Source organism: Caulobacter sp. 1776, assembly GCF_040545685.1.
Lineage (GTDB): Bacteria > Pseudomonadota > Alphaproteobacteria > Caulobacterales > Caulobacteraceae > Caulobacter.
The window spans coordinates 195,026-219,210 of the sequence record NZ_JBEPMI010000007.1; the positions used below are offsets into that span (position 1 = coordinate 195,026).

Here is a 24,185-nt window from a genome sequence, read left to right on the forward strand (position 1 = left end):
GGCATGACCACGGACATCTCCCATCCGGATCCCGCCGCCGGCCAACGCGGCCCGGCCGACCACGCCATTCGCCAGCAGATCATCGACGCGGCTGACGCCCACTTCGCGCGCTTCGGTTACGGCAAGACCACGGTCGCCGACCTGGCCAAGGCGGTCGGCTTCTCGAAGGCCTACATCTACAAGTTCTTCGAGTCCAAGCAGGCGATCGGCGAGGCCATCTGCGCCCAGTGCCTGGACAAGATCATGGTGGCGGCCCTGGCCGCGGTGGACGAAGCGCGCACGCCGACCGAGAAGTTTCGAAGGCTTTTCAGCGCCATAACCACGAAAAGCACCGAACTCCTGTTCCAGGAAAAACTGCTCTACGACCTAGCCGCGAACTCGGCGACCGAACAGTGGCCCTCGGCGCTGGGCTATCTGGCCAGGGTCGAGACGACCTTGCGCGAGATCATCCTGCTGGGCCGCGAGACCGGCGAGTTCGAGCGCAAGACGCCGATCGACGAGACCTGCTCGGCGATCATGCTGGCCATGCAGCCGTTCATGCATCCGCTGCTGCTGGAGTTCAATCTGGACGGCCTGCCCGAAAGCCAGACGCGGGTCATCAACCTGATCCTGCGCAGTCTCGCCCCGTAGTCACGACGCAAAAATCGATAGTGACCAATTGACAATTTGGTCACTAGACATGATGTGTGGATCTCCGCTCAAGGCAGGATCCTTTTCGCCATGTCGCATCGCTTGCTCCTCGCCGCCCTCATTGGCGGCCTGACCGCGCCGCTCGCCGCCTGCGGCGGTCGGGAAGCCGCCGTCGACGCCCGAACCCAGCCGCCGGTGGTGCGTGTCGCCACCGCCCCGGCCGCCATCGACGGCGAGCGTCAGTTCACCGGTGTGGTGTCTGCCCGCGTCGAAAGCCAACTGGGCTTCCGCGTCGCCGGCAAGATCGTCGAGCGCCTGGTCGACACCGGCCAGACGGTGCGCCGAGGCCAGCCCCTGATGCGCATCGACGCCACGGACTATGTCCTGGCCCAGGCCGCTCAGGATCAGGCCGTCGCCGCCGCCAGGGCCCGCGCCGTTCAGACCGAGGCGGACGAGGCCCGCTATCGCGACCTCGTCGCGGCCGGGGCGGTGTCGGGCTCGACCTACGACCAGATCAAGGCCGCCGCCCTGGCCGCCAAGGCTCAGCTTCAAGCCGCCGAAGCGCAGGCGCGGGTGTCGCGCAACGCCGCCGGTTATGCCGTGCTGATCGCCGACGCGGACGGCGTGGTGGTCCAGACGCTGGGTGAGCCCGGCCAGGTGGTCGCCGCCGGTCAGACCGTGGTGCGCCTGGCCCACGCCGGCCCGCGCGAGGCCACGATCGCTCTGCCCGAGACCTTGCGCCCCACCGTCGGCTCGGCCGCGACCGCCTGGGTATTCGGCAAAGACGCCGCCAGCCCGGCCCGCCTGCGCCAGATCTCGGACGCCGCCGACCCCGCCAGCCGTACTTTCGAGGCCCGTTATGTGCTGGATGGCGTCCTAGCCGGAGCCCCGCTGGGCGCGACGGTGACCATTTCCCTGCCTGACGCCCTAACCGGCGCGAGTAAGGCCGCCGGCCGCGCCATCCCGCTGGCCGCCGTCTACGACGCGGGCAAGGGGCCGGGCGTCTGGATCGTCGATCCCAAGACCTCGACGGTCAGCTGGCGCGCCGTGCGCCTGACCGCCGTAGACGACGAAACCGCCACCGTCTCGCAAGGCCTGGCCGCCGGCGAGCGCTTCGTGGCCCTGGGCGCCCACATGCTGCACCAGGGGCAACGTGTGAGCCTTGGAGCGGGCCAATGAGCTTCAATCTCTCCGCCCTGGCGGTGCGTGAGCGCGGCGTCACCCTGTTCCTGATCATGGCCGTGATCCTGGCCGGGACCTTCGCCTTCTTCAAACTGGGCCGGGCCGAGGACCCCAGCTTCACCATCAAGGTGATGACCGTGGTCACCGCCTGGCCGGGCGCCACGGCCCAGGAGATGCAGGATCAGGTCGCCGAGCCGCTGGAGAAGCGGTTGCAGGAACTGAAGTGGTACGACCGCACCGAGACCTTCACGCGTCCGGGCCTGGCCTTCACCACCCTGACCCTGAAGGACCCCATCCCGCCCAAGGAGGTTCCGGAACAGTTCTATCAGGCGCGCAAGAAGTTGGGCGACGAGGCAGCCAACCTGCCTCAGGGCGTGCTGGGTCCGTTCGTCAACGACGAGTATGGCGATGTGACCTTCGCGCTCTATGCGCTGAAGGCCAAGGGCGAGCCGCACCGCCAGCTGGTGCGCGAGGCCGAGACCTTGCGCCAGCGCCTGCTGCACGTGCCGGGCGTCAAGAAGGTCAACATCATCGGCGAGCGCCCCGAGCGCATCTTCGTGGAATTCTCGCAGGCGCGCCTGTCGAACCTGGGCGTCAGCCCGCGCGACATCTTCGCCGCCCTGAACAACCGCAACCTGGTCACTCCGGCGGGGTCGATCGAGACGAACGGGCCGCAGATCCAGGTGCGCCTGGACGGAGCGCTGGACGATCTCGAAAAGATCAAGACCACGCCCATCGTGGTCGGCGGCAAGACCTTGCAGCTGTCCGACATCGCCGACGTCAAGCGGGGTTACGAGGACCCGGCGACCTTCCTGATCCGCAACGACGGCGAGCCCGCCCTGGAGCTCGGGGTGGTGATGAAGGAGCGCTACAACGGGCTGCAACTGGGCAAGGATCTCGACAAGGAAGCCAAGGCGCTCGCGTCGGAACTGCCCCTGGGCCTGACTTTCACCAAGGTCAGCGACCAGGCGGTCAACATCACCGAGGCCTATGACGAGTTCATGCTGAAGTTCTTCGTGGCCTTGGCCGTGGTGATCGCCGTCAGCTTGGTCAGCCTGGGCTTCCGCGTCGGCATCGTCGTCGCCCTGGCCGTGCCCCTGACTCTGGCGGTGGTGTTCGTGATCATGCTGGCCACCGGCCGCGACTTCGACCGCATCACCCTGGGCGCGCTGATCCTGTCTCTGGGCCTGCTGGTCGACGACGCCATCATCATCATCGAGACCATCGTGGTGAAGATGGAAGAGGGCCGCGACCGGATCGCCGCGTCCACCTATGCCTGGGGTCACACCGCCGCGCCGATGCTGGCCGGCACCCTGGTGACGATCATCGGCCTAATGCCGGTGGGCTTCGCGAAGTCGAGCGCGGGCGAATATGCCGGCAACATCTTCTGGGTCGTGGCCTTCGCCCTGATCGCATCGTGGTTCGTGGCGGTGATCTTCACACCCTATCTGGGCGTCAAGCTGCTGCCGAACATCCCGCCCGTCGAGGGCGGTCACGCGGCCATCTACGACACGCCCCGCTATCGTCGCCTCCGGGGATTGATCGCCTGGGCGGTGGCCAACCGCCTGAAGGTGGTGTTGAGCGTCGCGGCGGCGCTGGTGGTGTCCGTCCTGATGATGGGGATGGTCAAGCAGCAGTTCTTCCCGATCTCCGATCGCCCCGAGGTGCTGATCGAGGTGCAGACGCCCGAAGGCTCGAGCATCGAGACGACCAGCAACGCGGCGCAACAGGTCGAGGCGTGGTTGCGCAAGCAGCCGGAGGCCAAGATCGTCACAAGCTATATCGGCCAGGGGGCGCCGCGCTTCTTCCTAGCCATGTCGCCCGAGCTGCCCGATCCGTCGTTTGCCAAGATCGTCGTGCTGACCTCGAACCAGAAGGCCCGCGACGCCCTCGAGACGCGGGTCCGACGGTTCGCCCAGCAAGGATCGGTCGCCGGGGCGCGCATCCGCGCCACCCAGATCGTCTTCGGACCGCCCTCGCCCTGGCCCGTGTCCTTCCGTGTCACGGGCGCCGATCCGGCCAAGGTGCGTGACATCGCCGAACAGGTGCGCGGCGTGATGCAGGCCAACAGCGCCATGCGCCAGGTCAACACCGACTGGGGCGAGCGCGTCCCGACCATTCACTTCGTGCTTAACCAGGACCGTCTGCGGGCCATGGGCCTCTCCAGCCACGACGCCTCGGAGCAGCTGCAGTTCCTGCTGACCGGCGCTCCCGTCACCCAGGTGCGCGAGGACATCCGCACCGTCCAGGTGATCGCCCGCACCAGCGGCGGCGACCGGCTGGATCCGGCGCGCCTGAACGCCTTCACCCTGGTCGGGTCGGAAGGCCAGCGCGTGCCGCTCGACCATATCGGCAAGGCCGAGATCCGTATGGAGGATCCGATCCTGCGCCGCCGCGACCGCCTGCCGACGATCACGGTACGCGGCGACGTCGGGGCTGAGTTTCAGCCGCCCGCCGTCTCGGCCCAAATGATGCAAGCGCTGAAGCCGACCATCCAGACCTTGCCCGCCGGCTACCGGATCGAGATGGGCGCGGACATCGAGGAAGCCGGCAAGGCCAATGCGGCCCTGGCGGCGGTATTCCCGCTGATGTTCATCCTGATGATGATCGTGATCATCTTTCAGGTGCGGTCGCTATCGGCGATGTGGATGGTGCTGCTGACCGCGCCGCTGGCCCTGGTTGGGGTGGTCCCTACCCTGCTGATCTTCCATCAACCGTTCGGCTTCAACGCCATCCTGGGGCTGATCGGTCTGGCGGGGATCATCATGCGCAATGGCCTGATCCTGATCGGCCAGATCCACACCAACGAGCATGACGGCCTGGATCCCTATCGCGCCGTGGTCGAGGCCACCGTGCAGCGCGCCCGGCCGGTGATCCTGACCGCCCTTGCCGCGGTGTTGGCCTTCGTGCCGCTGACCTTCTCGGTGTTCTGGTCGTCCTTGGCCTTCACTCTGATCGGCGGCACGATCGGCGGCACCGTACTGACCCTGGTGTTCCTGCCCGCGCTCTACGCCCTGTGGTTCAGGATCCGCGAAGGCTCGCATTCCGGCGCCGCAAAGCCTTCAGCCTTGGACACGGTCGCCGTTTAGAACTCGTCATCCCGGCCCGTCTCTCCAGGGGCCGGGATGCGATAGCGGGTGGCAGACGGCTCAACCGGCGACAGCGTGGTCGATCGGCACGGACGCCAGGACGTCGGTGATGGCGGCGAAGAGAAGCGCTACGTCGATCGGCTTGCTGACATGGGCGTCCAGACCCATGGCGAGATAGTCGCGCCTTTGGTGATCCATAGCGTTGGCGGTCAGAGCAATGATCGGCGTTCGAGCGCGCGCTTCCGTGCGCTCCTCGGCCCGGATCGCGCGCGTGGCGCTTACCCCGTCCATCAGCGGCATATTTATATCCATCAGGATCAGGTCGAAAGCGCGCCGCCGCCAGGCCTCCACCGCCAGGCGACCGTCCTCGACCACCTCCAGGTCAAACCCCGCGCCAGCGAGCAAGCTGCGCAGGACGAGCTGATTGGTTGGATTGTCCTCGGCAACTAGAATCGCCAGGCGTTCACCATGGACGGTGATCGGAGGTTCGACCGCTGGCGCCGTCGAACGGGCGGTGACCGGAAGGTCAGCGCGCGCCAAGGGCAAGGCGACGCGGAACCTAGATCCGGCGCCCAAGCGGCTCTCACCCGTGATGTCGCCGCCCATCGATCTCGCCAAGTCGCGTGAAATCGGCAGGCCAAGGCCGCTACCGCCAAAGCGTCGGGTTGTGCTGGCGTCACCCTGGCTGAATTTCTCGAAAAGACTGGCCCAGGCCGCGTTGGAGAAACCCACCCCGGTGTCTTCGACGACGAAAGCAAACCCCGCCGCTTCGGACGTCAGCCGCACCTCGATACGCCCCTGATCGGTGAACTTCACGGCATTGCCAATCAGGTTGTAGAGGATCTGCCGCACCCGCGTGGGATCTCCCCGATAAAAGCTGCGCGGGCCCCGCGCTTCGAAAGAAAGATCCAACCCTTTTTCCTCCGCGATGGCCCCGAACGCGTCGCACGCGTCGCGGCCCAGCGCCTCGGGATCGAAGTCCAGGCTTTCGAGCTGGATCTTGCCAGCTTCGATCTTGGCCATGTCGAGCATGTCGTTGAGCAGCGTCAGCAAGGTCGCGCCCGACTGCTGCAGCACCCGCAGGCGTTCATGCTGGTCGCTGGACATCGGCTCGCGCGCCATGGCCTGGGCCATGCCAAGGATCCCGTTGAGTGGCGTACGGATCTCGTGGGAGACCATGGCCAGGAAGGCGCTTTTGGCCTGATTGGCCTCCTCGGCGCTTATCTGGTCCTGAATCACCTCGTCGTAAGACTCGGCGTTGGCGACCTGCAGGTCGCGGGCGTTAATCGCGAAGCAAACGCCCAGCACCGCCAAGATCCAGGCATCTCCCCCCGATTGCAGGCGTGTCATGCTGAAGAGAAGAGCGGCGGCCGGGACCGGGGCAGTCCACAGGATCATGCCGCGTGTCAGCGTGTGCTGGGCGGCGCAGGTCATCAGGATCCCAGCGCTAACGATCACTAGAGTCACAACGGCCGTGCTCGTCGTCGGCTGCGCAAGGACAAGCGGTCCGGCCGCCGTCGACGTCAGCAGCATCGTGATGGCGATCAGCTGTTTTTGGAAGACTCGGAACTGTTCTTGTGTCGCGGCGGCCAGGCGCGGCCCGATCCGGCGCCACCAGGCCATGGTCGCGACTTCGGACGACACATACGCGGCGACCCAGCCCAGCACCACCCAAAGGGCGATCGCCTTCAGAAAGAGCAGGACCATCGCCACCAAGGCGATGCTGCCGATCCGCATGGATACGTGACCCGAATAGGTTCGAGCATAGTACTTCTCGAACGCCTGCTGCGAATAAGGTCTGTAGGCGGGCGACGTCATCGCGGCAGCTTGCGGGCGCCAGGCTTTACAGGCCATTGGCCGATTGCCTCGTGAAGTTGCGACATGGCGCCACAGTCCGCTGCGAACGTCCACAGGCGCCCAGGATGCGAACGGTGAATTTCTCCGCGGGGCTCACGACTGTCGACCGCCGCGAGGACAACGCGCGGGTTGGGATACGCGTGTCGATCGCCATCGGTGACGACCGAGCGTCATCCGCCACAACCTGTTTCGTCCTGGACCGTTATCGACCGATGATCATCGAACCGGTCTTCTTCACGGCGGGCGCCGCGCTTGTCCTGATCACCTTGCGCGACGTTTTCGACACTGTCGTCGTCCCAGGTCAGGGCCGCGCGACGCTCAAGATCGCGCGAAGGATTGTCTTCGCCACCTTGCCTCTCTGGCGACGTCGCGCCAGTGCGGGCGGTGTCTCGACGACGTTCGCGCCTTTCACCCTGGTCTCTTCCTTCGTTATCTGGATGCTTTTGCTAACGTTAGGCTTCGGCGCCATGACGTACGCGCTCGCCGATGCGTTCAGACCAGCTGTCCCCAGCTTGCCTCAAGCGATCTATGTCGCCGGTAGCGCGCTGGTCACGATAGGCTTGAGCGAAATCGACGCCATGGGAGCGGCGCGATGGGTGATCATGAGCGCCGGCTTTTGCGGCGTGGCCGTCATGACCCTCGCCGTCACCTATCTCCTTGGGGTCCAGAACAGTATCGCCGAGCGCGACGCGGGCATCTTCAAGTTGAAAACCTCGGCCGGCGAGCCGCCCTCGGCCATCGGCCTCTTGGAGCGCTACGCAAAATTGGACGCGCGGGGAGACATCCCTCGGATTCTGCGTGACGGAAGAGACTGGTGCGCCAAGGTGCTGCAGAGCCATGCGTCGCACCCCACTCTGATCTATTTTCGTTCATCGGGCACGCAAAGCGGCTGGCCGGCGGCGCTGGGCGCGATGTTGGATTTGACGCTGGTCATCGAATTCCTGCTTGACGTTCCCGAATGGCGCGGTCCGGCGGCGCTCTTTCGGCAGGAAGGAACGCAATTGGCGGAGACCCTTGGCGCGGTCATCGGCCTTACTCCGCTAGACCGCACGCCGTCCCATGAGGAAATTCAGACCTTGATCAGCCGCCTCAGGAACGCCGGATATCGCGTTCGAAAGCATGCGCAGCTCGCTGATTTCGCAAAGGAGCGATCGCGCCTCGCCGGCTGCGTCGCCGCCGCGGCCGCGCATCTTGGCGCCAGGGAGGCGCCGCTGCTGCCCTAGGCGACCGCCCAAGCTCAACGAAGACCGGCTGATGCAGCCGCGAACGTGACGGTCATCACGGCGCGCGGTCGGCCGGCGCCAGCTCGCTAGGCCGCGCCGGAATCTTCGCGAAATTCATCCGCTCCAACAAAAGCCGCGCCGTCTTCATCCAAAACCCATGCGCCGAGAAACGCCGCGTGCGTCGGTTCGATCTCCTCATCAATCATGTCACCCTCGTACAGGCCGACCGTGCTGAAGTCGAAGTCGAGCGACAGCTGATGAGCCATCCCCACCATCTCGTCGGCCATACGACGCGAATACCCCAGCGCTTCGCTTTCGTTCGTGAAATCGTCGCTCAGCGTGCTCACCTCAGCCGCATCGCTCCCTTGGGTCGCAGTGGTCGTGACGATCGTGAACGCGGTCATTGGCATCTCTCGTGAGGTAAGCCCCTCACCTAGCCCGGTTTGTCCGGATCCAGGGGCACATTCTGAAAAAACCTTCGTCCCCGACGGCGCGGGGTGATCAGTCGCCGCCCCGGGCGTCTTTCTTAGCGGCGCGATAGGCTTTCTGAAGACCGGCCGATCGGCGACGCTCTGCTTCCCTGGCCACCCGCTCGACTTTCGCCTCCACCGCCGCCAGTTCGGCGCCGAGTTTCTGAAAGTGCGCCCAGCGGGCGGGGTCGAGCGCGCCGCTATCCAAGGCCTCCCGCACCGCGCAGCCGGGCTCGCTGACATGGCTACAATCGTTGAACTTACAGATCTCGGTGAGCCGTTCGACATCGTCAAACGCCTCGCTAAGCCCTTCATCGGCGTCGATCAGCCCCACCTCGCGAATGCCGGGGGTATCGAGGATGAGTCCTCCGCCGGGCAGCAACAGCAGTTGACGATGACTGGTGGTGTGTCGCCCCTGATCGTCGGCCTGACGGATCGACTGGGTCGCCATTCGTTCCTCGCCGAGCAGGAGGTTGACGAGCGTGGATTTGCCGACTCCCGATGAGCCAATCAGCACGCATGTTTCGCGGGGCGCCACCTGAGCCAGTACGGCGTCGACCCCTTGCGCCTGACGCGCCGACACCGTCAGCACCGGACAGCCGGCCGCGAGGGTTGCGATTGCGTCGGCATGAGCCTGCGGGACGTCGACGAGATCGGCCTTCGTCAGCACAACCACAGGGCGCGCGCCACTCTGCCACGCAGCGGCCAGGTAACGCTCGATCCGGCGCGGATTGAGGTCCGCGTTCAGCGAGGTGACCACGAAGGCGACATCAATATTGGCGGCGATCACCTGCGAGCTCTGCACGCTATCGGCGGCGCGACGCACCAAGGCGGTGCGGCGCGGTAGAACGGCATGGATGGTCGCGGCGCCGGCGGCCGCATTCAATGACAGCGCCGCCCAGTCGCCGACGGCCGGATAGTCGTCTTCGCGCGCCTCGCGGAAAAGACGGCCCGAAGACTTGGCGCGCAGTTCGCCCTCGTCGGTGGCGACTTCATAGCCGTCGCGGTGTTGCGCGATGATACGTCCCGGAACGCGGCCAGCCCGCGCATGTGGCTCGAACGCCTTGGCGAGCGCGTCGGACCAGCCGTACTGCTTGATCAAATCGACAACTTTCCCACCTCGGTCATAGGCCCGGCTGCGTCCCACTCCTTCTACGGCTATTGATCGGCAGCGGCCAGGGCTCGCGGCCGCGCCGGATTCACGGTTCGGCAGCCTCGCGCCAGGAACTGCTTTTTGGAGCGCCCACGCGCAACACCACGGCGGAGGCGAGGTCGCTTATGTCGGCTTCGGGGGGCGTAGCCATTGTCGAGGACGGCAAGTCCCCATATCGGCGCGGCCTTGCCCGACGACTTGGATGAGTTTTGTCCGAGTATACTCTCTGCGAAAATTTAGAGGGCGCGTCGCGCAGAACCACGCGTATGCGAAGGCGCATACCGCCTGCCTCTCGCTACAACTCCCACCCACCAGCGACGGTTCTCGACCCGCCTCGTAGGAAGGATCGTTCAAAAAAGCTCCACCTATAAAATCGGCATTACAAATTCCGACACTAATCGCATTAATATGATTGACCACAAAAGAAGGCCCTGCACATTTAGTCAGACAAATGAGGCCGCGAAGAATCCAATCGCGCGCTCAATGCAGGAGGGAACAAATGAGACGCCTTGCCTTCATGCTGTCGGTCGCGCCGATGGCGCTTCTGGCCATGCCCGTCGCCGCGCAGACGACGACCGCTGCGGCGGACACCGCCGCCGTGACCGAGGTCGTTGTCACCGGCCTTCGCCAAAGCCTGCGATCAGCCCAAACCATCAAGCGCAACTCTGACGCCATCCTCGATGCGGTCGTCGCCGAAGACATCGGAAAGCTTCCGGACAACACCGCCGCGGAAACCTTGGCGCGCGTCGCCGGAATCCAGGTCGAGCGCTACAGCGACGAGGCCAACCGCGTGCTCATCCGGGGCTTGCCGGACGTCGCCACGACCTATAACGGCCGCGAGATCTTCACCGCCGAGCTGCGCCGCGTTCAGTTGCAGGACTTCCCGGCCCAAGCGCTGGCGGGCATCGAAGTCTACAAATCCGGGACGGCCGACATCGTAGAGCCGGGCCTAGCCGGCCTAATCAATGTCCGCACCCGCCGCCCGCTCGACTTCAAGGGCCGGTTCATCGGCGGCGGCGTACGCCTGACCTACAACGACCAGAGCAAGAAGCGCGATCCCAACGGCAACATCCTGATCTCGGACCGCTGGGAAACGTCGATCGGCGAGATCGGCGTCCTGGCCAACGCCACCTATGCCGAGTCGAAGTACCGCAACGGCGTCCGCTATAACAACCAGGACATCTCCACGGTCAGTTCCCTATCCATCGTCTCGCCGGATTCAGTGGGTCATAGCTTCCGCTATCCGCACTCGGTCGGCCTGTACAACGACGGCGGCAAGCGCTTCCGCCCTTCGGGGAACGTCGCGATCCAGTGGAAGCCGAACGACAAGCTCGAAGTCTATTTCGACGGCATCTATCAGGGATATCGCGGCCGCCAGGCGACCGACAATCTGGACGTCAATCTGCGCGACTGGGATTCGACGGTCCAGAAGGATCCGACCCTGACCAACGTCACCTTGGTCCCAGGGACCACGGATCAGGCGGCCAGCTTCACCAAGACCGGCGGCGTGGCGCCCCAGGCCTATCGTTCGACCGGAGCCGATCAGACGGACACCTATCAAGGCGCGGTCGGCGCGATCTGGCGTGGCGACCGTCTCACCCTGTCCACCGATCTGGCTTACGAGGATAGCGAGTACGAGGCTCGCAACTGGAGCCTGGACAGCGCCTTCACCACGGCGCCGACCGTCACCGTGAAATTCAATGAGAAGGACGGCGCGGCCTTCGACATCACGGGGTTCGACGCCGCCAATCCGGCCAACTACTATTGGCGCGGCTACTACGAGCGCCACTACATCGCCAAGGGCAGCGGCGTTCAATGGCGGGGCGATGCGGTGTACGACACCGGCTCGTCGCTTATTCCCGAGATCAAGTTCGGCCTGCGCTACACCGACCGCGACGCCTCGCTGATCCAGGGCTCCCGTTACGCCTGGGTGCTGCCGCTGAAGATCGCGCTGTCCAGCCTGCCCGTGGGTCCGCTGCAGATGATCGAGGATCCGTTCCGCGGCGACTCCCAGGGCTTCACCCAATATCTGATGCCGACCCGCGAGGGGATCGCGGCCAACGTCTCGGCCCTGCAGCAACGCTCCGTCGCGGCCCTTCAGCAGTCGGTCGCTCTCAATCCTAACGACCAGGGCTACAAAGATACGCTCAAGGCCTTCAGCTCCCCCGAAGTGCCGCTGGATCAGGGCGGCGCCTTCAGCGCCACCGAGCAGAGCTATGCGGAATACGCTCAGGCCAAGTACGCCTTCGACCTGGGCTCGATCGCCTTCGACGGCGTGGTCGGCGTCCGGGTCGTCCAAACCCTGGGCGAGTATTCCGGCACCTCGCGCGTCTCGGCCAACGGCGTCACGAGCTTGATCCCACGCACGGTGAAACAGAACTATACCGACGTGTTGCCGAACGTCAGCCTGCGGATCCATCCGGCCGACAAGGTGCAGCTGCGTCTGGGCTACACCCAGACCCGCACGCGCGTTGATTTCGGCAACCTGAACCCCGCCCTGAACGTCAGCCAGGTTGTTCGCGACCCCACACAGCCGGTCGATCCCAACGCCCCCGCGCAGCCAAACGCCTACGGTTCGGGCGGCAATCCGGACCTCGTCCCGCTGACGTCCAACAACTACGACGTCAGCGCCGAATACTATTTCTCGAGCACGGGCAGCATCACCGTCGCGGGCTTCTATCGCGACCTTTTCGGGTTCACGAGCAACTACACCCGCCGCGTCCAGGATCCTGTCTACGGTCTGATCGAGATCAGTCGTCCAGAGAACTCAGGCGCGGGCAAGATCAAGGGCTTCGAGATCAACGCCCAGACCTTCCTGGATTTCCTGCCCGACGCCTTCAAGGGCTTCGGCGTTCAAGGCAACGTCACCTATATCGACGGCAAGAACCAGTTCCCCAAGACGCTCGGTGGGGACGCCCCATATGTCCGCATCACCGGTCTGTCCAAATGGACTTACAACGCCGCGATGTTCTACGAGCGCAACGGCGTGACCGGACGGATCTCCTACAATCGCCGCTCGCCCTGGGTGAACTACTATCGTCAGGCGGCTGACGGCTCGCAGTACGCCGGCGTTGGAGTCCGGGCGATCTCCCGCCTGGACGCCTCGTTAAGCTACGACCTCTCCAAGCAGCTAACCATCAGCTTCGACGTCACGAACCTGTTGGCCAAGCCCTTCGAGAACTACAACAACTACTCGCCCAACCGGGCCTACCCGGTCGATGTCCGCTACGAAGGTCGCTACTACGGCGTGGGCATGCGCTTCCGCTTCGGTCAGTAAGGCGGCGATAGTGGATCCTCGCCCAACGGCGTAGTGGAAGACGCTTCAGGAGTGCGCGGCGCGGGTCCATCCGGGTAAAACGGCGCGTCGCGGTCTGTCCGGCCAAGCTGGTAAGACCGCGACGCGCTGGTCGTTCGCGGCGACGCCCGGCCGGCTACGCGAACATGATCAGGACCGTGGTGACTTCATCGCCGGTCCTCGCGCTCTCGCCTCCTGCTTTCGCATGCGGGGCCAACACCTAGGCCCGCCGGGCTCGAAGCCGTCGCCGTGCTGCGCGGCGAGGACGATCGGGTCGCGCCGATCGACGCCAAACTGCTCAAACACAGCGAGCTGATCACCTAATTGGGCTCCCGCACGGCATGGCCACTACCGAAGCCGACACGGCTTGCTGGCCTTTTCAAGCCGTAGGCAGAGCTAAGTTGGTGCATCCAGCGGCGCATCATCACACCCCTCGTGAGCGACGAAATTGGAAACGATGAATTTCCATCATTTCCATTTCTAAGCGCTTCGAGAGCGGCGAAAGTCTCTTCATCGGATCGAACGCGGCGGGCCTAACGGACCCGCCAAATCCAAGAAGAACGGAGCCAAATCATGACCTTGAAAGCCAAGGCCGCCCCCGGCGCGCGCCTGCTCACCCCCACCGACCACACCCTGATCATGATCGATTTCCAGTCGCAGATGGCTTTCGCCACCAAGTCGATCGACGCCAGCCTGCTGCGCACGAACGCGGCCCTGGTCGCCAACGCCGCCGCCGGCTTCGGCGTCTCGACGATCCTGACCACGGTCGCCGAGAAGAGCTTCTCGGGTCCGATGTTCTCGGAGGTCACCGCCCCCTTCCCCGGCAAGGCGCTGCTGGACCGGACCTCGATGAACACCTGGGAGGACGAGGCCGTCATCGCCGAGGTCAACGCCATCAGCAAGTCGCGCATCGTGCTGGCCGGCCTGTGGACCGGCGTCTGCATCGTCGGCCCGGCGCTCTCGGCCATCGACCAGGGCTTTGAAGTCTTCGTGATCACCGATGCCAGCGGCGACATCTCCACCGAGGCGCATGAGCGCGCCGTGACCCGAATGGTTCAGGCCGGGGCCCAACCGATCACCGCCCTGCAATACCTGCTGGAAATGCAGCGCGACTGGGCCCGCGGCGAGACGTACGAAATGACCACGGGCGTGGCCAAGCAGTTCGGCGGCGCCTATGGCCTGGGCATCACCTACGCCAAGACCATGTTCGGCGCGTCGGAAGGCCACTGACATCCCCGGCGAGGCCTCCGGGCCTCGCCCTTCTCCTCTGGAGCGCGGTGATGAAACCATACCTGTTGTCCGTCGGCGTCGGCCTCCTGGTGGGGGTGATCTATTCCCTCCTTGGTGTCCGCTCGCCCGCCCCGCCGGCCATCGCCCTACTAGGCCTGCTGGGCATACTGCTGGGCGAGCAGGCGGTTCCGATCGCCAAGCGGCTGCTGACCAAGCCGCCGGCGGTGGCCTACCTGAAGGCGCCCGGGCGCGCCGACCAGACACCGGACGACCAGCCATGACCCCGCTCAATCGCCGTCAAACCCTGGCCATGGGCGCAGCCCTGTTGCCAAGTTCTCTTCTCGCTGATCCCCGGAGGCCCGGCCCCATGACCGACCTGATCCTCGTCAACGGCAAGTTCACGACCCTCGATCGCGGCAATCCGCGCGCCGACGCCGCCCTGATCCGCGACGGCAAGTTCGCCGCCGTCGGCGAGGCGCGCGAGGTCCGCGCCGCCGCCGGCCCGAACCCGACGATCATCGACCTGAAAGGCCGGCGCGTGATCCCCGGCCTGATCGACAGCCACATGCATATCATCCGGGGCGGGCTGAACTACAACATGGAGCTTCGCTGGGACGGCGTGCCGACCCTGGCCGACGCCATGGCCATGCTGAAGAAGCAAGCCGCCAACACGCCGCCGCCGCAATGGGTTCGCGTGGTCGGCGGGTTCACCGAGCACCAGTTCGCCGAAAAGCGCCTGCCGACCCTTGAGGAGATCAACGCCGCCGCGCCCGAGACGCCGGTGTTCATCCTCCACCTCTACGACCGCGCGTTGCTCAACCGCGCCGCCTTGCGCGCCGTCGGCTATACCAAGGACACGCCCAACCCGCCGGGCGGCGAGATCCAGCGCGACGCCTCTGGCGAGCCCACCGGCCTGCTGTTGGCCCAGCCGAACGCGACGATCCTCTACGCCACCCTGGCCAAGGGTCCGAAGTTGCCGCCCGAATATCAGCTGAATTCCACGCGTCACTTCATGCGCGAGCTGAACCGCTTGGGCGTGACCGGCGTGATCGACGCTGGCGGCGGCTTCCAGAACTATCCCGACGACTACGCGATCATCGAGAAGCTGCACGACGACGACCAGCTGACCCTGCGCATCAGCTACAACCTGTTCACCCAGAAGCCGAAGGCGGAACTGTCGGACTTCCAGAGCTGGTCCAAGCAGATCAAGCCTGGCCAGGGCGACGACAAGTACCGCCACAATGGCGCGGGCGAGATGCTAGTCTACAGCGCCGCCGATTTCGAGGATTTCCGCGTCGAGCGTCCCGAGATGCCGGCCAACATGGAGACCGACCTGGAGCCGGTAATCCGTCACTTGGTCGAGAACCGCTGGCCATGGCGGCTCCACGCCACCTATGACGAGACGATCACTCGGGCCCTGGACGTCTACGAGAAGGTCAATCGCGACATGCCCTTCGACGGTCTGCATTGGTTCTTCGACCATGCCGAGACGATCAGCGACCGCAACATCGACCGCATCGCTGCGCTCGGCGGCGGTATCGCCGTGCAGCACCGCATGGCGTTTCAAGGCGAGTACTTCATGGAGCGCTACGGGGCCAAGGCCGCCGAGGCCACGCCGCCGATCGGGAAGATGCTGAAGTCAGGCGTCCCGGTGGGCGCCGGCACCGACGCCACCCGCGTCGCCAGCTACAACCCTTGGGTCTCGCTGAACTGGCTGGTGACCGGCAAGACGGTGGGCGGGACGCGCCTCTACCCGCCGGCCAACCGCGTCGACCGCGAGGAAGCCCTGCGTCTCTGGACGAGCGCCAACACCTGGTTCTCGAACGAGGCGGGCAAGAAGGGCCAGATCGTCGTCGGTCAGCTTGCCGACCTGGCGGTGCTCAGCGACGACTACCTGACCGTGGCTGAAGACGAGATTCCGCACCTGTCGTCGGTGCTGACCCTGCTGGGCGGCAAGGTCGTCCATGGCGAAGGCGACTTTTCCAAACTAGCCCCGGCCCTGCCGCCGCCAATGCCCGCCTGGTCGCCGGTGCGGACGTTCGGCGGCTACCAGGAGCGCTCCCGTGGTCACGCCCGGGCCCTGGCCAGCGCGTGCGGCTGCGTCAACAGCTGCAACGTCCACGGCCACAACCACGCCGCCGCCCTGGGGGCCGAGGCTCCAACCGCCGATGCGCGATCCTTCTGGGGCGCGATGGGCTGCGGCTGCTGGGCGGTGTGATCATGGCTGGCTCGCGAGAAATCCCGCGCTTCGCCGGCGCCGTCCTGGACTTGTCGCCCACCGCGCACATCGCCCGTCTGGCCCTGGTCAGCGCCTATCTGCTGGGCGCGGTCGTCAAGGTCGCCGACTTCCCTGGCGCGGTCGCCGAACAGGCCCATTTCGGCATGAACCCTCCGGCATTCTGGGCTGCGCTGACCATCGCCGTCGAGGTCATTGGGCCGGTCCTGATCCTGACGCGTCGCTGGCTCTGGCTGGGCGCGGGCATGCTGGGCGTCTTCACCCTGCTGGCGGCCTTTCGCGCCAACGCATTCTGGACGATGGCGGCCGGTCACGACCGCTTCGTGGCCACGAACGCCTTTGTCGAACACATTGGCCTGATCGGCGGCTTCATTTTAGTCGCCTTGCTGGACCGACGGGAGCAGGTCGCATGATCCCTCGTCCAACCCGCCTGGCCGGCGTGACCGGCATGGGCATGGCCTTTGTCGGCGGCTATGTCGACGTGATCGGCTTCGTGCTGTTGTTCGGCCTCTTCGTCGCTCACGCCACGGGCAATATCGTCATGCTGGGCGTCGGTCTGGCCGGCGATGCTAGCGGCCTGGCGACCAAGCTGCTGGCCCTGCCGGTCTTCATTGGCGCGGCCGCCGCGACCTATGCCCTGATCCGCTGGCGCAAAGCCCGGGAACAGCCTTGCGAGGTGATGGTCCTCGCCCTGCAAGCCGCGCTTCTGCTGGTCTTCATGCTGCTGACCGCCCGCGCCCTCCCCGCCGCCAGCGCCAACGAACCGGCCGTGATGCTGGCTGGGCTGGTGGGCGTGATCGCCATGGCGGTGCAGAACGTCGGGGCTCGCGTGGTCTTCTCCCACTTGGCGCCGACCACCATGATGACCGGCAACGTCACCCAGATGGCGATCGACATCGTCGATCTCATGATCGCCGGCGGCCGTCCGGACGAGGCGCTCAAGGCGCGGATCTTCAAGACCTGGCCGCCGGTGGCCGCCTTCGCGCTCGGCGCCATCGGGGGCGCGATCGGCGTGCTGATCGCCGGCGCCTGGAGCCTCGCGCTGGGTGTCATCGTGGTCGCCCTGTTGGCGGTGGCCCACGCCGTCCGCGGGGAACGGTTATGAAACTCGCCACGACCGTTCTGCTGGCCGCCATGGCCTGCGCTGGCGCACCTCAGGCGATGGAAGGCCCGCCTTTCAAGCCAGTTCGCTCGGACGAGGACTATAGCTACCTGAGGGGCGTCCAGGACCGTGCGGGCCTCGATACCCTGCGCTACATCCCGCTGGGCGGCGGAGCCTATCTCAGCCTGGGCGGCGAGGCGCGTCTGCGGATCGACGCGATCGACGCCCCCCGCTTCGGCCTGAACGGCGAACAGCCCGACACTTTCGCCCTTGGCCGCCTGCTGCTGAGCGGGGACCTGCATCTGACGCCCGCGCTGCGTGTCTATGGCGAGCTGGGCCTGCATCGCGACATCGGCAAGCATGACGCGCCCGCCACGACCGACCGCGACGGCGTCGACGCCCAGGTGCTGTTCGTCGATGTCGCGCCCGCCGCCGGCTGGCGCGCGCGCCTCGGCCGCCAGGAGCTGCAACTGAACCCGACCCAGCGCTTCATCGCCGTTCGGGAGTCGCCGAACATTCGCCAAAGCTTCGACGGCCTTCGCGTCACCCGCGCGGCCGGCAAGCTGAAGCTGGACGCCTTCTACCTTCAACCCGTGGCGCTCTCGCCGAGCGCCTTCGACGACAAGCGCAGCCGCACCCAGCGGTTCTACGGCCTCTACGCTTCCACGAAGCTCTCGCCGCGCCAGACACTGGACGTCTACGCCCTGGGGCTGGAGCGCGACCGAGTGCGGTTCGGCCAGGTCACCGGCGACGAGCGTCGCGTCAGCCTGGGCGCTCGCCTGGCCGGAGCCCGGGGAGCCGTCGACTACGAGGCCGAGGGCCTGATCCAGGGCGGGCGTTTCGCGGGTCGCCGCATCCGCGCCTTCGCCGCCTCGGCTGGCGGCGGCTACACGCTGAACCAGCCGTGGAAGCCGCGCCTGGGCCTACGCCTCGACCTGGGGTCAGGCGACAAGGACCCGGCGGACGGCAAGCTCGGAACTTTCAATCCGATGTTCCCGAAGGGCGCCTATTTCAACGAGACCGGTCTGACGAGCTGGGGCAACCTGGTCGCATTGCGGCCTAGCCTGGGCGTGACGCCATGCAAGGCCGTCAGCCTAGAAGCCAGCTATACCGTCCATCGCCGCTGGACCACTGGGGACGCCATCTACTTGCAACCTCTAGCTCCTCTGGCGCCTGTCGGCGTCGACCGTTCGAAGGATGTTGGCGACGCCATCCAGCTGGACGGCTCCTGGCAGGTGAGCCGTAACTTAAGGCTTCAGGCGCAGTTCGCTCGTCAGGCGGCCGGGCCCGCGGTGCGCGCGCTCGGCGGAAGAGCCACGGATACTGCCGTTGTGTTCATTCAAGCGCGCTTCTAACGCCGAGCCGCCATCGCCTCTATTCTTGGCCGACGACCACATCCGCGAGGCCGTGACCGTGCGGCTTGGAATGACCGCCGGCGCGCAGGAAACGCCGGTCGATCTCGGCGATGATGTCTTCGGCTCGCTCGCCCGCCTGGAGCCGGATCAAGGCGTCCAGCTTGGCCTCGGCGCGGTCGTCATTTTCCTTCGAGGATGGCGAGCCGACATAGAGGAAATAGGCCAACCCCACGACCTGCCAGAGTAGTTGCAGGAACTCCGACTGCCAGTTCTCGAACGTGTCGCGGCCCATCTCGACCAAATAAGGCGCAAGCTTTGGAGCCTGATGCAGGGCCGTCTGCTCGTCGACGAACGCGAACCAGCCAAACAGCCAGTGCCCGAGGATCGAGACGAAGAAGAAGAGCCCGGTCAGCCAGGCATAGGCGTAGCGCTTCATGAGAAGTTCTCCTCCAACGGGATGAGACGCGCCGGTTCGCCTTGGCGGGCGATGAATCGCACGGGCCGGCCGCGCACCCAGATCCGGTCTATCTCGATGGCCTCCCAACCCTGCGGCAGGACCGCGGGCGCGCCTCCCCAGGCCTCCGGCCCGGCGTCGCTCGGCTCCAGGCGCGGGAAGCCTAGAAGCAAGGCGCTAAGGAAGCCGCCCATATTGGCGAAGAAAGGCCCCGCGCGCGGCTGCTCGGGAAAGCGATCGGGCCGATATTCGAGGATTTGGCCAAAGCGCCCGCTCTCGAACTTGGCGTAGCCCTCGTCGAGCAGGCGCAGGGCCAGGGCGCGATCCCCTGTCCGCGCCGCCCAGGCGCCGTAGAGCGCCGACAGCATCGGACTGCCCAGATAGCGGTCGGCCTGGTCGAGATAGAACCGTAGAGTCGCTTGCTCCTCGCGCGGCGGCAAGGCGAAGCCAAAGGGCCAGATCCCCATCAACGGATCGGGTGTCGCGCCCTTTTCCTCCGTCCTGCGGTAGCCGTCGTGCGAGATCACGACGTCGCCACGCCGGGGAACGGCCATGCCGTCGGCGATCGCGCGCCAACGCGGATCGACATGGCGGCCAAGGCGCTCGCCCAGCCGGATCGCGTCCTCGAGCACAACGACGGCGGCCATGTTGCTGAAGGCGGCGTTGTCGACCGGCTCCTCACGTTCCGCGATGCCCATCGAGGCGCGGATTTCGTAGCCGTCAGACCCGTGATGGGCGCGGGAGGCGATCCAGTCGGCGACGCCCGACAGCACGGGCCAAGCCTTTTCGAGCCGGAACTCCCCCTGCCCTGTCACATCGGCGAACAGCGTGAAGGCGCGCGCCACGTCCAACGAGGCATGGTCCTCGTGCCAGGCGGCCGTGCCCGGCAGCGGCGCGCACTCCTCGCCCAGGGATGGGGAACTTTCCCACGGGAACTGCGCGCCGGCCCGCCCCATCAGCTTGGCGTTGGCGCGGGCGCGGTCAAGATTTCGGAAGCGATAGTCCAGCAAGGCGGCGGCCGCCTGCGGCTGGACAAAGGTCAGGACCGGAACGGCGAAGGCCTCGATGTCCCACATCACGTGGCCATAGTAGTAGTGATAATCGTGCCAGGTCGCGAGGCCGAAGATCGAGGTCGATGCGCATGACGAGGCGTGGACCGAACTATTCAGGTAGAAAAACGCCGCATCCGCCAAGGCTTGCCAGCGCGGCTCGGCCCCAACCAGCTTGATACGCCCTTTCCAAATCTCGTCCCAGACGGCGCGGTTCTCGGCGCGGATTGCATCAAAGCCATCGTGGCGGGCCTTGGCGACCATGCGTCCGGCCTGCTCGTCAGGCCGGGTGTGGAGCGCGCCGGGCACGAGGCTCGTGATCTGACGCAGGCGGTAGGTTGAGCCGGCGCGCGCACGAAAGCCGTAGGTGCTGATCAGGCCAGAGGCGTCCAGCGCCGGGCGCGTGGGCTCTGCCTCCGCCGCGGCTCCGCCAGACATTTGCGACACATAGGCCAGGCCGACGCGACTGAGTTCGCCGGCCGCCTCCCACAACACGACCCCGTCCGCGCTAGCCTCGGCCTCGCCGGGCGTGTCGCGCCAGAACCGTAACGCTCGCCCAAGAACGCCCGCCGTGGCGATACCGGCGCGGACCTGCAACTCGCAGGCCGCGTCGACGCCGAGGGTGATCTCCTGGCAGACCAGGGTCGGGTCCTCGCGACTGGCGAAGGTCAGGACCGAACAGCTGACCCGGCGCCCACGCGCGCTGAAGACGAAACGGCTGGTCAACTCGCCGCAAGCGAAGTCGTAAGTCTGTTCCAGCTCGCTGATCTGATGGCCCAGATCCGACAGCCAGACACCGTCGATGGCGATGTCGCCGGCCAAGGGATAGGGGGCCGACGCGGCCGCCTCGATCCGCCGCTCGGGATCCTCACCGACATAGCCACTGACCAAGGCCATGCCCGCCTGCAAGGGTTGGCAGCGTACGCGCAGGCCAATCAGTCCATTGCTGACATAGGCCGGAAGATCCTGGCCGCCCTCGCCAGAAACGGGCGGCGGACTGACGGGTTTGGACATCGCGTCTCCTTGGGGCTGGCGACCTGCTCAACTCCAGTTCCCGGCGAAAGGTTCGCGAACCGGCTTTTTGATCGCGCGTTGGCGTCAAGGACCCAAGACAAGGACCCAAGACAAGGAGCGAGACCATGGGGCAACTGACCGGCAAGATCGCGATCGTCACCGGATCGGATTCGGGGATCGGCCAGGGCATCGCCGAGGAACTGGCGCGCGAGGGCGCGGACGTCGCCATCACCTATCTTCACGACCAGGCCGGCGCGGCCGAGACCAAGCAGAAGGTCGAAGCGTGCGGCCGGCGAGCCTTCGTCACGCGCCTGGACCAGGTCGACGAAGCCTCGGTCAGCGCTCTCTTCGACGGCGTCGTCGAAGCCCTGGGGCGGCCTGACATCCTGATCAACAACGCCGGCGCCACCGAGATCAAGCAGGCGCCGTTCGCCCAGACTCCGACGGAAGACTTCGACCGGATGATCAAGGTCGATCTCTACGGTCCGTTCTTCTGCAGCCGGGAGTTCGTGCGCCGGCGGGCTAGCGGCGGAAAGATCATCAACATCACCTCGGTGCACGAGGTCACGCCCAGTCCAAAATACACGGCCTACAACGCCGCCAAGGGCGGGCTCCTGAGCTTCACTCGTGGTCTTGCGTTGGAGCTGGCCCCGCAGAAGATCACGGTCAACGCCATCGCGCCGGGCCTTACCCGCGCGCCGCCGACCTTGGAGCGGATCGAGAGCCCCGAGGGGCAGGCGAGGATCAAGGAGAACATCCCGTTGCAGCGGGCTGGAGAGCCGCGCGAGGTCGGCCGACTGGCGGTGTATCTGGCGTCCGAGGACGCCGATTACATCACGGGTCAGAGCTTCACCATCGATGGCGGATTGGAAACCAACTGGGGCCAAGGCGCGTGACGGCGCTTAAGCCAAACCGCCTCACCTCATGTGTTTGGCCGATATGAACTCACCAACCGAAGACGCCGCCAAGATCGCCGGGCCCGCGCCAGGCGGGGTCGGCCTCCTGATCATCGACATGATCAACGACTTGGATTTTTCCGGAGCCGGGCCTTTGATCTCGGCTTGCCAAGCCATCGCTGATCGTATCGTGAACCTGCGCGCCGAGGCCGACCGCCTCGGCGTTCCGTCCATCTACGTCAATGACAATTTCGGCCATTGGCGCTCCGAACGCTCAGCGATCATCGAGTACGTCACCCGCCCTGGCGCGCCAGGCCGCGACATCGCTAGACGGCTGGCGCCGCGCAAAGAAGACTTCTTCGTCATCAAGCCGCGGTTCTCGGGCTTCTACGCCAGCAACCTTCAAGTGCTCCTGCCGCAGCTCGGCGTCGACCGCCTGATCCTGACCGGCGTCGCCACCGACATCTGCGTGCTGTTCACCGCCGCCGACGCCTATATGCGCGAGTACGGTCTGTGGACGCCGCAGGACTTGGTCGCCAGCGACGATCCTCAGCGTGCGACCTGGGCGCTCGAAATGATGCGCAACAGCATGGGCGCGCGCACGGAAGCGACGTGCGACCTGACGCTCGAGGACTGGATCGCCAATCCACGGACGAGGAGCGCTTCATGATGTCCGAAGCGGCGGCGGTCCGCGAACACGCCAGATTCAGCGACTTGGCGGACTCCGCCTATAAGGTTCGCTCGCCGCGCCTCCCTTTGGCATATTGATTTAACGTCAAGTATATCCAATATTCGATTTACAGGGCGCCCGATGCCGCTACGGCGGGCGCCCCTGGAAAGGGCAATTCGCCCTGATGAAAAAGGTTCGTCGGACTTGACGCGGCGTGCGCGGTGCTCGCCCGCCCTCGTGCCCCTTCAGCATCGATTTGGAGACTATCGTGATCGCTCTCGTCCTCGTGGCCGCCCTTGCCGCCAAGGTTCAGCAGCCCTCCCAACAGGCTGGTGTCCCGGCGGTGTTTGCGCCGGGCGTGATCTCCGGTCCCGTGGACGCCGATGCGGCGACCTTCATGCCGGATGGCCGGACGGTCTATTTCGATCGCTTGGAGGCGGGCGGTTCGAAGATCATGGTCTCGCGGCTCAAGGCGGGCGGCTGGTCGGCGCCCGAGACGGCGTCGTTTTCCGGCGTATGGGCCGACAAGGACCCGGCCATGTCGCCGGACGGATCGTTCATGATCTTCGATTCAAACCGGCCAGCGACGCCTGGCGGCAAGGCGCTCGACCTTGTACGCGCCGACGGCACGGTCCGTCCGGGCCAGGGCAATCAGCTTTGGCGCGTCGATCGCAAGGGTTCTGGCTGGGGCGAGCCCACGCGCCTGCCCGACGCCGTCAACGACGGCACGCGATTGTTCTCCCCCAGCGTGGTGCGTGACGGCAGCGTCTATTTCCAGCGGCCCGATCCGGCTTCGCGGACCTTCCATATTGTTCGGGCGCAGTATCGCGCGGGTCGCTACGAGGCGGCGACGCCCGTCGCCCTTGGGCCGTCCAGCGCGGACGAGCGCGATCCCGCCGTAGCGCCCGACGAGTCTTTCATGGTGTTCAGCGCCAACTACGGGCCCAAGGGGCAGGCCAACCGTCTCTACATCAGCTTCCGACGGGACGGCCGCTGGGAGGAGCCGATCGACCTGGGCGACAAGGTCAATCACGACGGCGCCGAAGGTCCTCACCTGGGGGCTGGAGCGACCTCCGTCTACTTCGACAGCACCGCGCCCGTCGCGGCGGGCGAGACCAGCGAAGTCAGCCGAATTTGGCGCCTGGACCTGACGCCATGGCTCGCGGCCCATAAGCGCCCTCAACGCTGACCGATCTCGCCGCCGCCGACAACGAACCGCCGTCATTTGCTCGGTCGGCGACACATACGGCCAATCGGATTGGAGCGCGTCGCGGTCAGCA

General features: G+C 65.9%; 19 protein-coding genes. 14 read left to right on the forward strand and 5 right to left on the reverse strand.

Going from position 1 to position 24,185, the window contains the following annotated elements; translation table 11 throughout:
• Positions 1-3 precede the first annotated feature (3 nt).
• From ABIC66_RS19510 to ABIC66_RS19520, 3 genes are all read left to right on the forward strand, one after another.
• Positions 4-630: a TetR/AcrR family transcriptional regulator gene (locus tag ABIC66_RS19510; protein ID WP_354072303.1), complete on the forward strand. Its 627-nt coding sequence runs from the start codon at positions 4-6 to the stop codon at positions 628-630.
• 90 nt (positions 631-720) lie between these two features.
• Positions 721-1,809, forward strand: a complete 1,089-nt coding sequence (locus ABIC66_RS19515; RefSeq protein WP_354072305.1) for an efflux RND transporter periplasmic adaptor subunit — start codon at positions 721-723, stop codon at positions 1,807-1,809.
• On the forward strand, positions 1,806-4,901 hold the full coding sequence (locus ABIC66_RS19520; RefSeq protein ID WP_354072306.1) for an efflux RND transporter permease subunit: 3,096 nt from the start codon (positions 1,806-1,808) through the stop codon (positions 4,899-4,901). The genes ABIC66_RS19515 and ABIC66_RS19520 overlap by 4 nt, the downstream gene beginning before the upstream one ends.
• A gap of 60 nt (positions 4,902-4,961) precedes the next feature.
• On the opposite strand, the gene ABIC66_RS19525 is transcribed toward ABIC66_RS19520, so the two are convergent.
• Entirely contained in the window at positions 4,962-6,755 is a 1,794-nt protein-coding gene (locus ABIC66_RS19525; protein WP_354072308.1) for an ATP-binding protein, read from the reverse strand.
• 77 nt (positions 6,756-6,832) lie between these two features.
• Here ABIC66_RS19525 and ABIC66_RS19530 point away from each other — a divergent pair, with 77 nt between their 5' ends.
• The gene (locus tag ABIC66_RS19530) at positions 6,833-7,981 is read left to right on the forward strand and encodes a hypothetical protein (protein WP_354072310.1); all 1,149 of its coding nucleotides are present in this window, start codon (positions 6,833-6,835) and stop codon (positions 7,979-7,981) included.
• Between the two features lie 86 nt (positions 7,982-8,067).
• On the opposite strand, the gene ABIC66_RS19535 is transcribed toward ABIC66_RS19530, so the two are convergent.
• Together ABIC66_RS19535 and rsgA are read right to left on the reverse strand one after the other, a co-directional pair.
• On the reverse strand, positions 8,068-8,385 hold the full coding sequence (locus tag ABIC66_RS19535; RefSeq protein ID WP_354072311.1) for a hypothetical protein: 318 nt from the start codon (positions 8,383-8,385) through the stop codon (positions 8,068-8,070).
• 97 nt (positions 8,386-8,482) lie between these two features.
• Positions 8,483-9,553 (reverse strand): ribosome small subunit-dependent GTPase A, encoded by a 1,071-nt coding sequence (rsgA, locus tag ABIC66_RS19540; protein ID WP_354072313.1) that lies wholly within the window; start codon positions 9,551-9,553, stop codon positions 8,483-8,485.
• A 550-nt stretch (positions 9,554-10,103) separates the two neighbouring features.
• Between rsgA and ABIC66_RS19545 the strand changes: the two genes are divergently transcribed.
• The 7 genes from ABIC66_RS19545 (at position 10,104) to ABIC66_RS19575 (ending at position 18,822) form a co-directional block, all read left to right on the forward strand.
• Positions 10,104-12,881 carry a TonB-dependent receptor gene (locus ABIC66_RS19545; RefSeq protein WP_354072315.1) on the forward strand — a complete coding sequence of 926 codons (2,778 nt, stop codon included), beginning with the start codon at positions 10,104-10,106 and terminating at the stop codon, positions 12,879-12,881.
• A gap of 591 nt (positions 12,882-13,472) precedes the next feature.
• Positions 13,473-14,129 (forward strand): isochorismatase family protein, encoded by a 657-nt coding sequence (locus tag ABIC66_RS19550; RefSeq protein ID WP_354072317.1) that lies wholly within the window; start codon positions 13,473-13,475, stop codon positions 14,127-14,129.
• 50 nt (positions 14,130-14,179) lie between these two features.
• Positions 14,180-14,410: a DUF1427 family protein gene (locus ABIC66_RS19555; RefSeq protein ID WP_354072318.1), complete on the forward strand. Its 231-nt coding sequence runs from the start codon at positions 14,180-14,182 to the stop codon at positions 14,408-14,410.
• Positions 14,411-14,496: 86 nt separating this feature from the next.
• Positions 14,497-16,347: an amidohydrolase gene (locus ABIC66_RS19560; RefSeq protein WP_354072320.1), complete on the forward strand. Its 1,851-nt coding sequence runs from the start codon at positions 14,497-14,499 to the stop codon at positions 16,345-16,347.
• Between the two features lie 2 nt (positions 16,348-16,349).
• Positions 16,350-16,778 carry a DoxX family protein gene (locus ABIC66_RS19565; RefSeq protein WP_354072322.1) on the forward strand — a complete coding sequence of 143 codons (429 nt, stop codon included), beginning with the start codon at positions 16,350-16,352 and terminating at the stop codon, positions 16,776-16,778.
• Positions 16,775-17,470: a YoaK family protein gene (locus tag ABIC66_RS19570; RefSeq protein WP_354072323.1), complete on the forward strand. Its 696-nt coding sequence runs from the start codon at positions 16,775-16,777 to the stop codon at positions 17,468-17,470. The genes ABIC66_RS19565 and ABIC66_RS19570 overlap by 4 nt, the downstream gene beginning before the upstream one ends.
• On the forward strand, positions 17,467-18,822 hold the full coding sequence (locus ABIC66_RS19575) for an alginate export family protein (protein ID WP_354072325.1): 1,356 nt from the start codon (positions 17,467-17,469) through the stop codon (positions 18,820-18,822). Before ABIC66_RS19570 ends, ABIC66_RS19575 begins: the two co-directional genes overlap by 4 nt.
• Before the next feature lie 19 nt (positions 18,823-18,841).
• Here the strand turns inward: ABIC66_RS19575 and ABIC66_RS19580 are convergent, their stop codons facing one another.
• Together ABIC66_RS19580 and ABIC66_RS19585 are read right to left on the reverse strand one after the other, a co-directional pair.
• On the reverse strand, positions 18,842-19,258 hold the full coding sequence (locus ABIC66_RS19580; RefSeq protein ID WP_354072326.1) for a DUF6766 family protein: 417 nt from the start codon (positions 19,256-19,258) through the stop codon (positions 18,842-18,844).
• On the reverse strand, positions 19,255-21,339 hold the full coding sequence (locus tag ABIC66_RS19585; protein ID WP_354072328.1) for a glycoside hydrolase family 65 protein: 2,085 nt from the start codon (positions 21,337-21,339) through the stop codon (positions 19,255-19,257). Before ABIC66_RS19585 ends, ABIC66_RS19580 begins: the two co-directional genes overlap by 4 nt.
• A gap of 125 nt (positions 21,340-21,464) precedes the next feature.
• Here ABIC66_RS19585 and ABIC66_RS19590 point away from each other — a divergent pair, with 125 nt between their 5' ends.
• The 3 genes from ABIC66_RS19590 to ABIC66_RS19600 all read left to right on the forward strand — a co-directional run bounded on the left by ABIC66_RS19590 (position 21,465) and on the right by ABIC66_RS19600 (position 24,094).
• The gene (locus ABIC66_RS19590; RefSeq protein ID WP_354072330.1) at positions 21,465-22,235 is read left to right on the forward strand and encodes an SDR family NAD(P)-dependent oxidoreductase; all 771 of its coding nucleotides are present in this window, start codon (positions 21,465-21,467) and stop codon (positions 22,233-22,235) included.
• A gap of 43 nt (positions 22,236-22,278) precedes the next feature.
• The gene (locus tag ABIC66_RS19595; protein WP_354072332.1) at positions 22,279-22,905 is read left to right on the forward strand and encodes a cysteine hydrolase family protein; all 627 of its coding nucleotides are present in this window, start codon (positions 22,279-22,281) and stop codon (positions 22,903-22,905) included.
• A gap of 268 nt (positions 22,906-23,173) precedes the next feature.
• A complete protein-coding gene (locus ABIC66_RS19600; RefSeq protein WP_354072334.1) occupies positions 23,174-24,094 on the forward strand; it encodes a TolB family protein in 921 nt (306 codons plus the stop codon).
• Positions 24,095-24,185 lie beyond the last annotated feature (91 nt).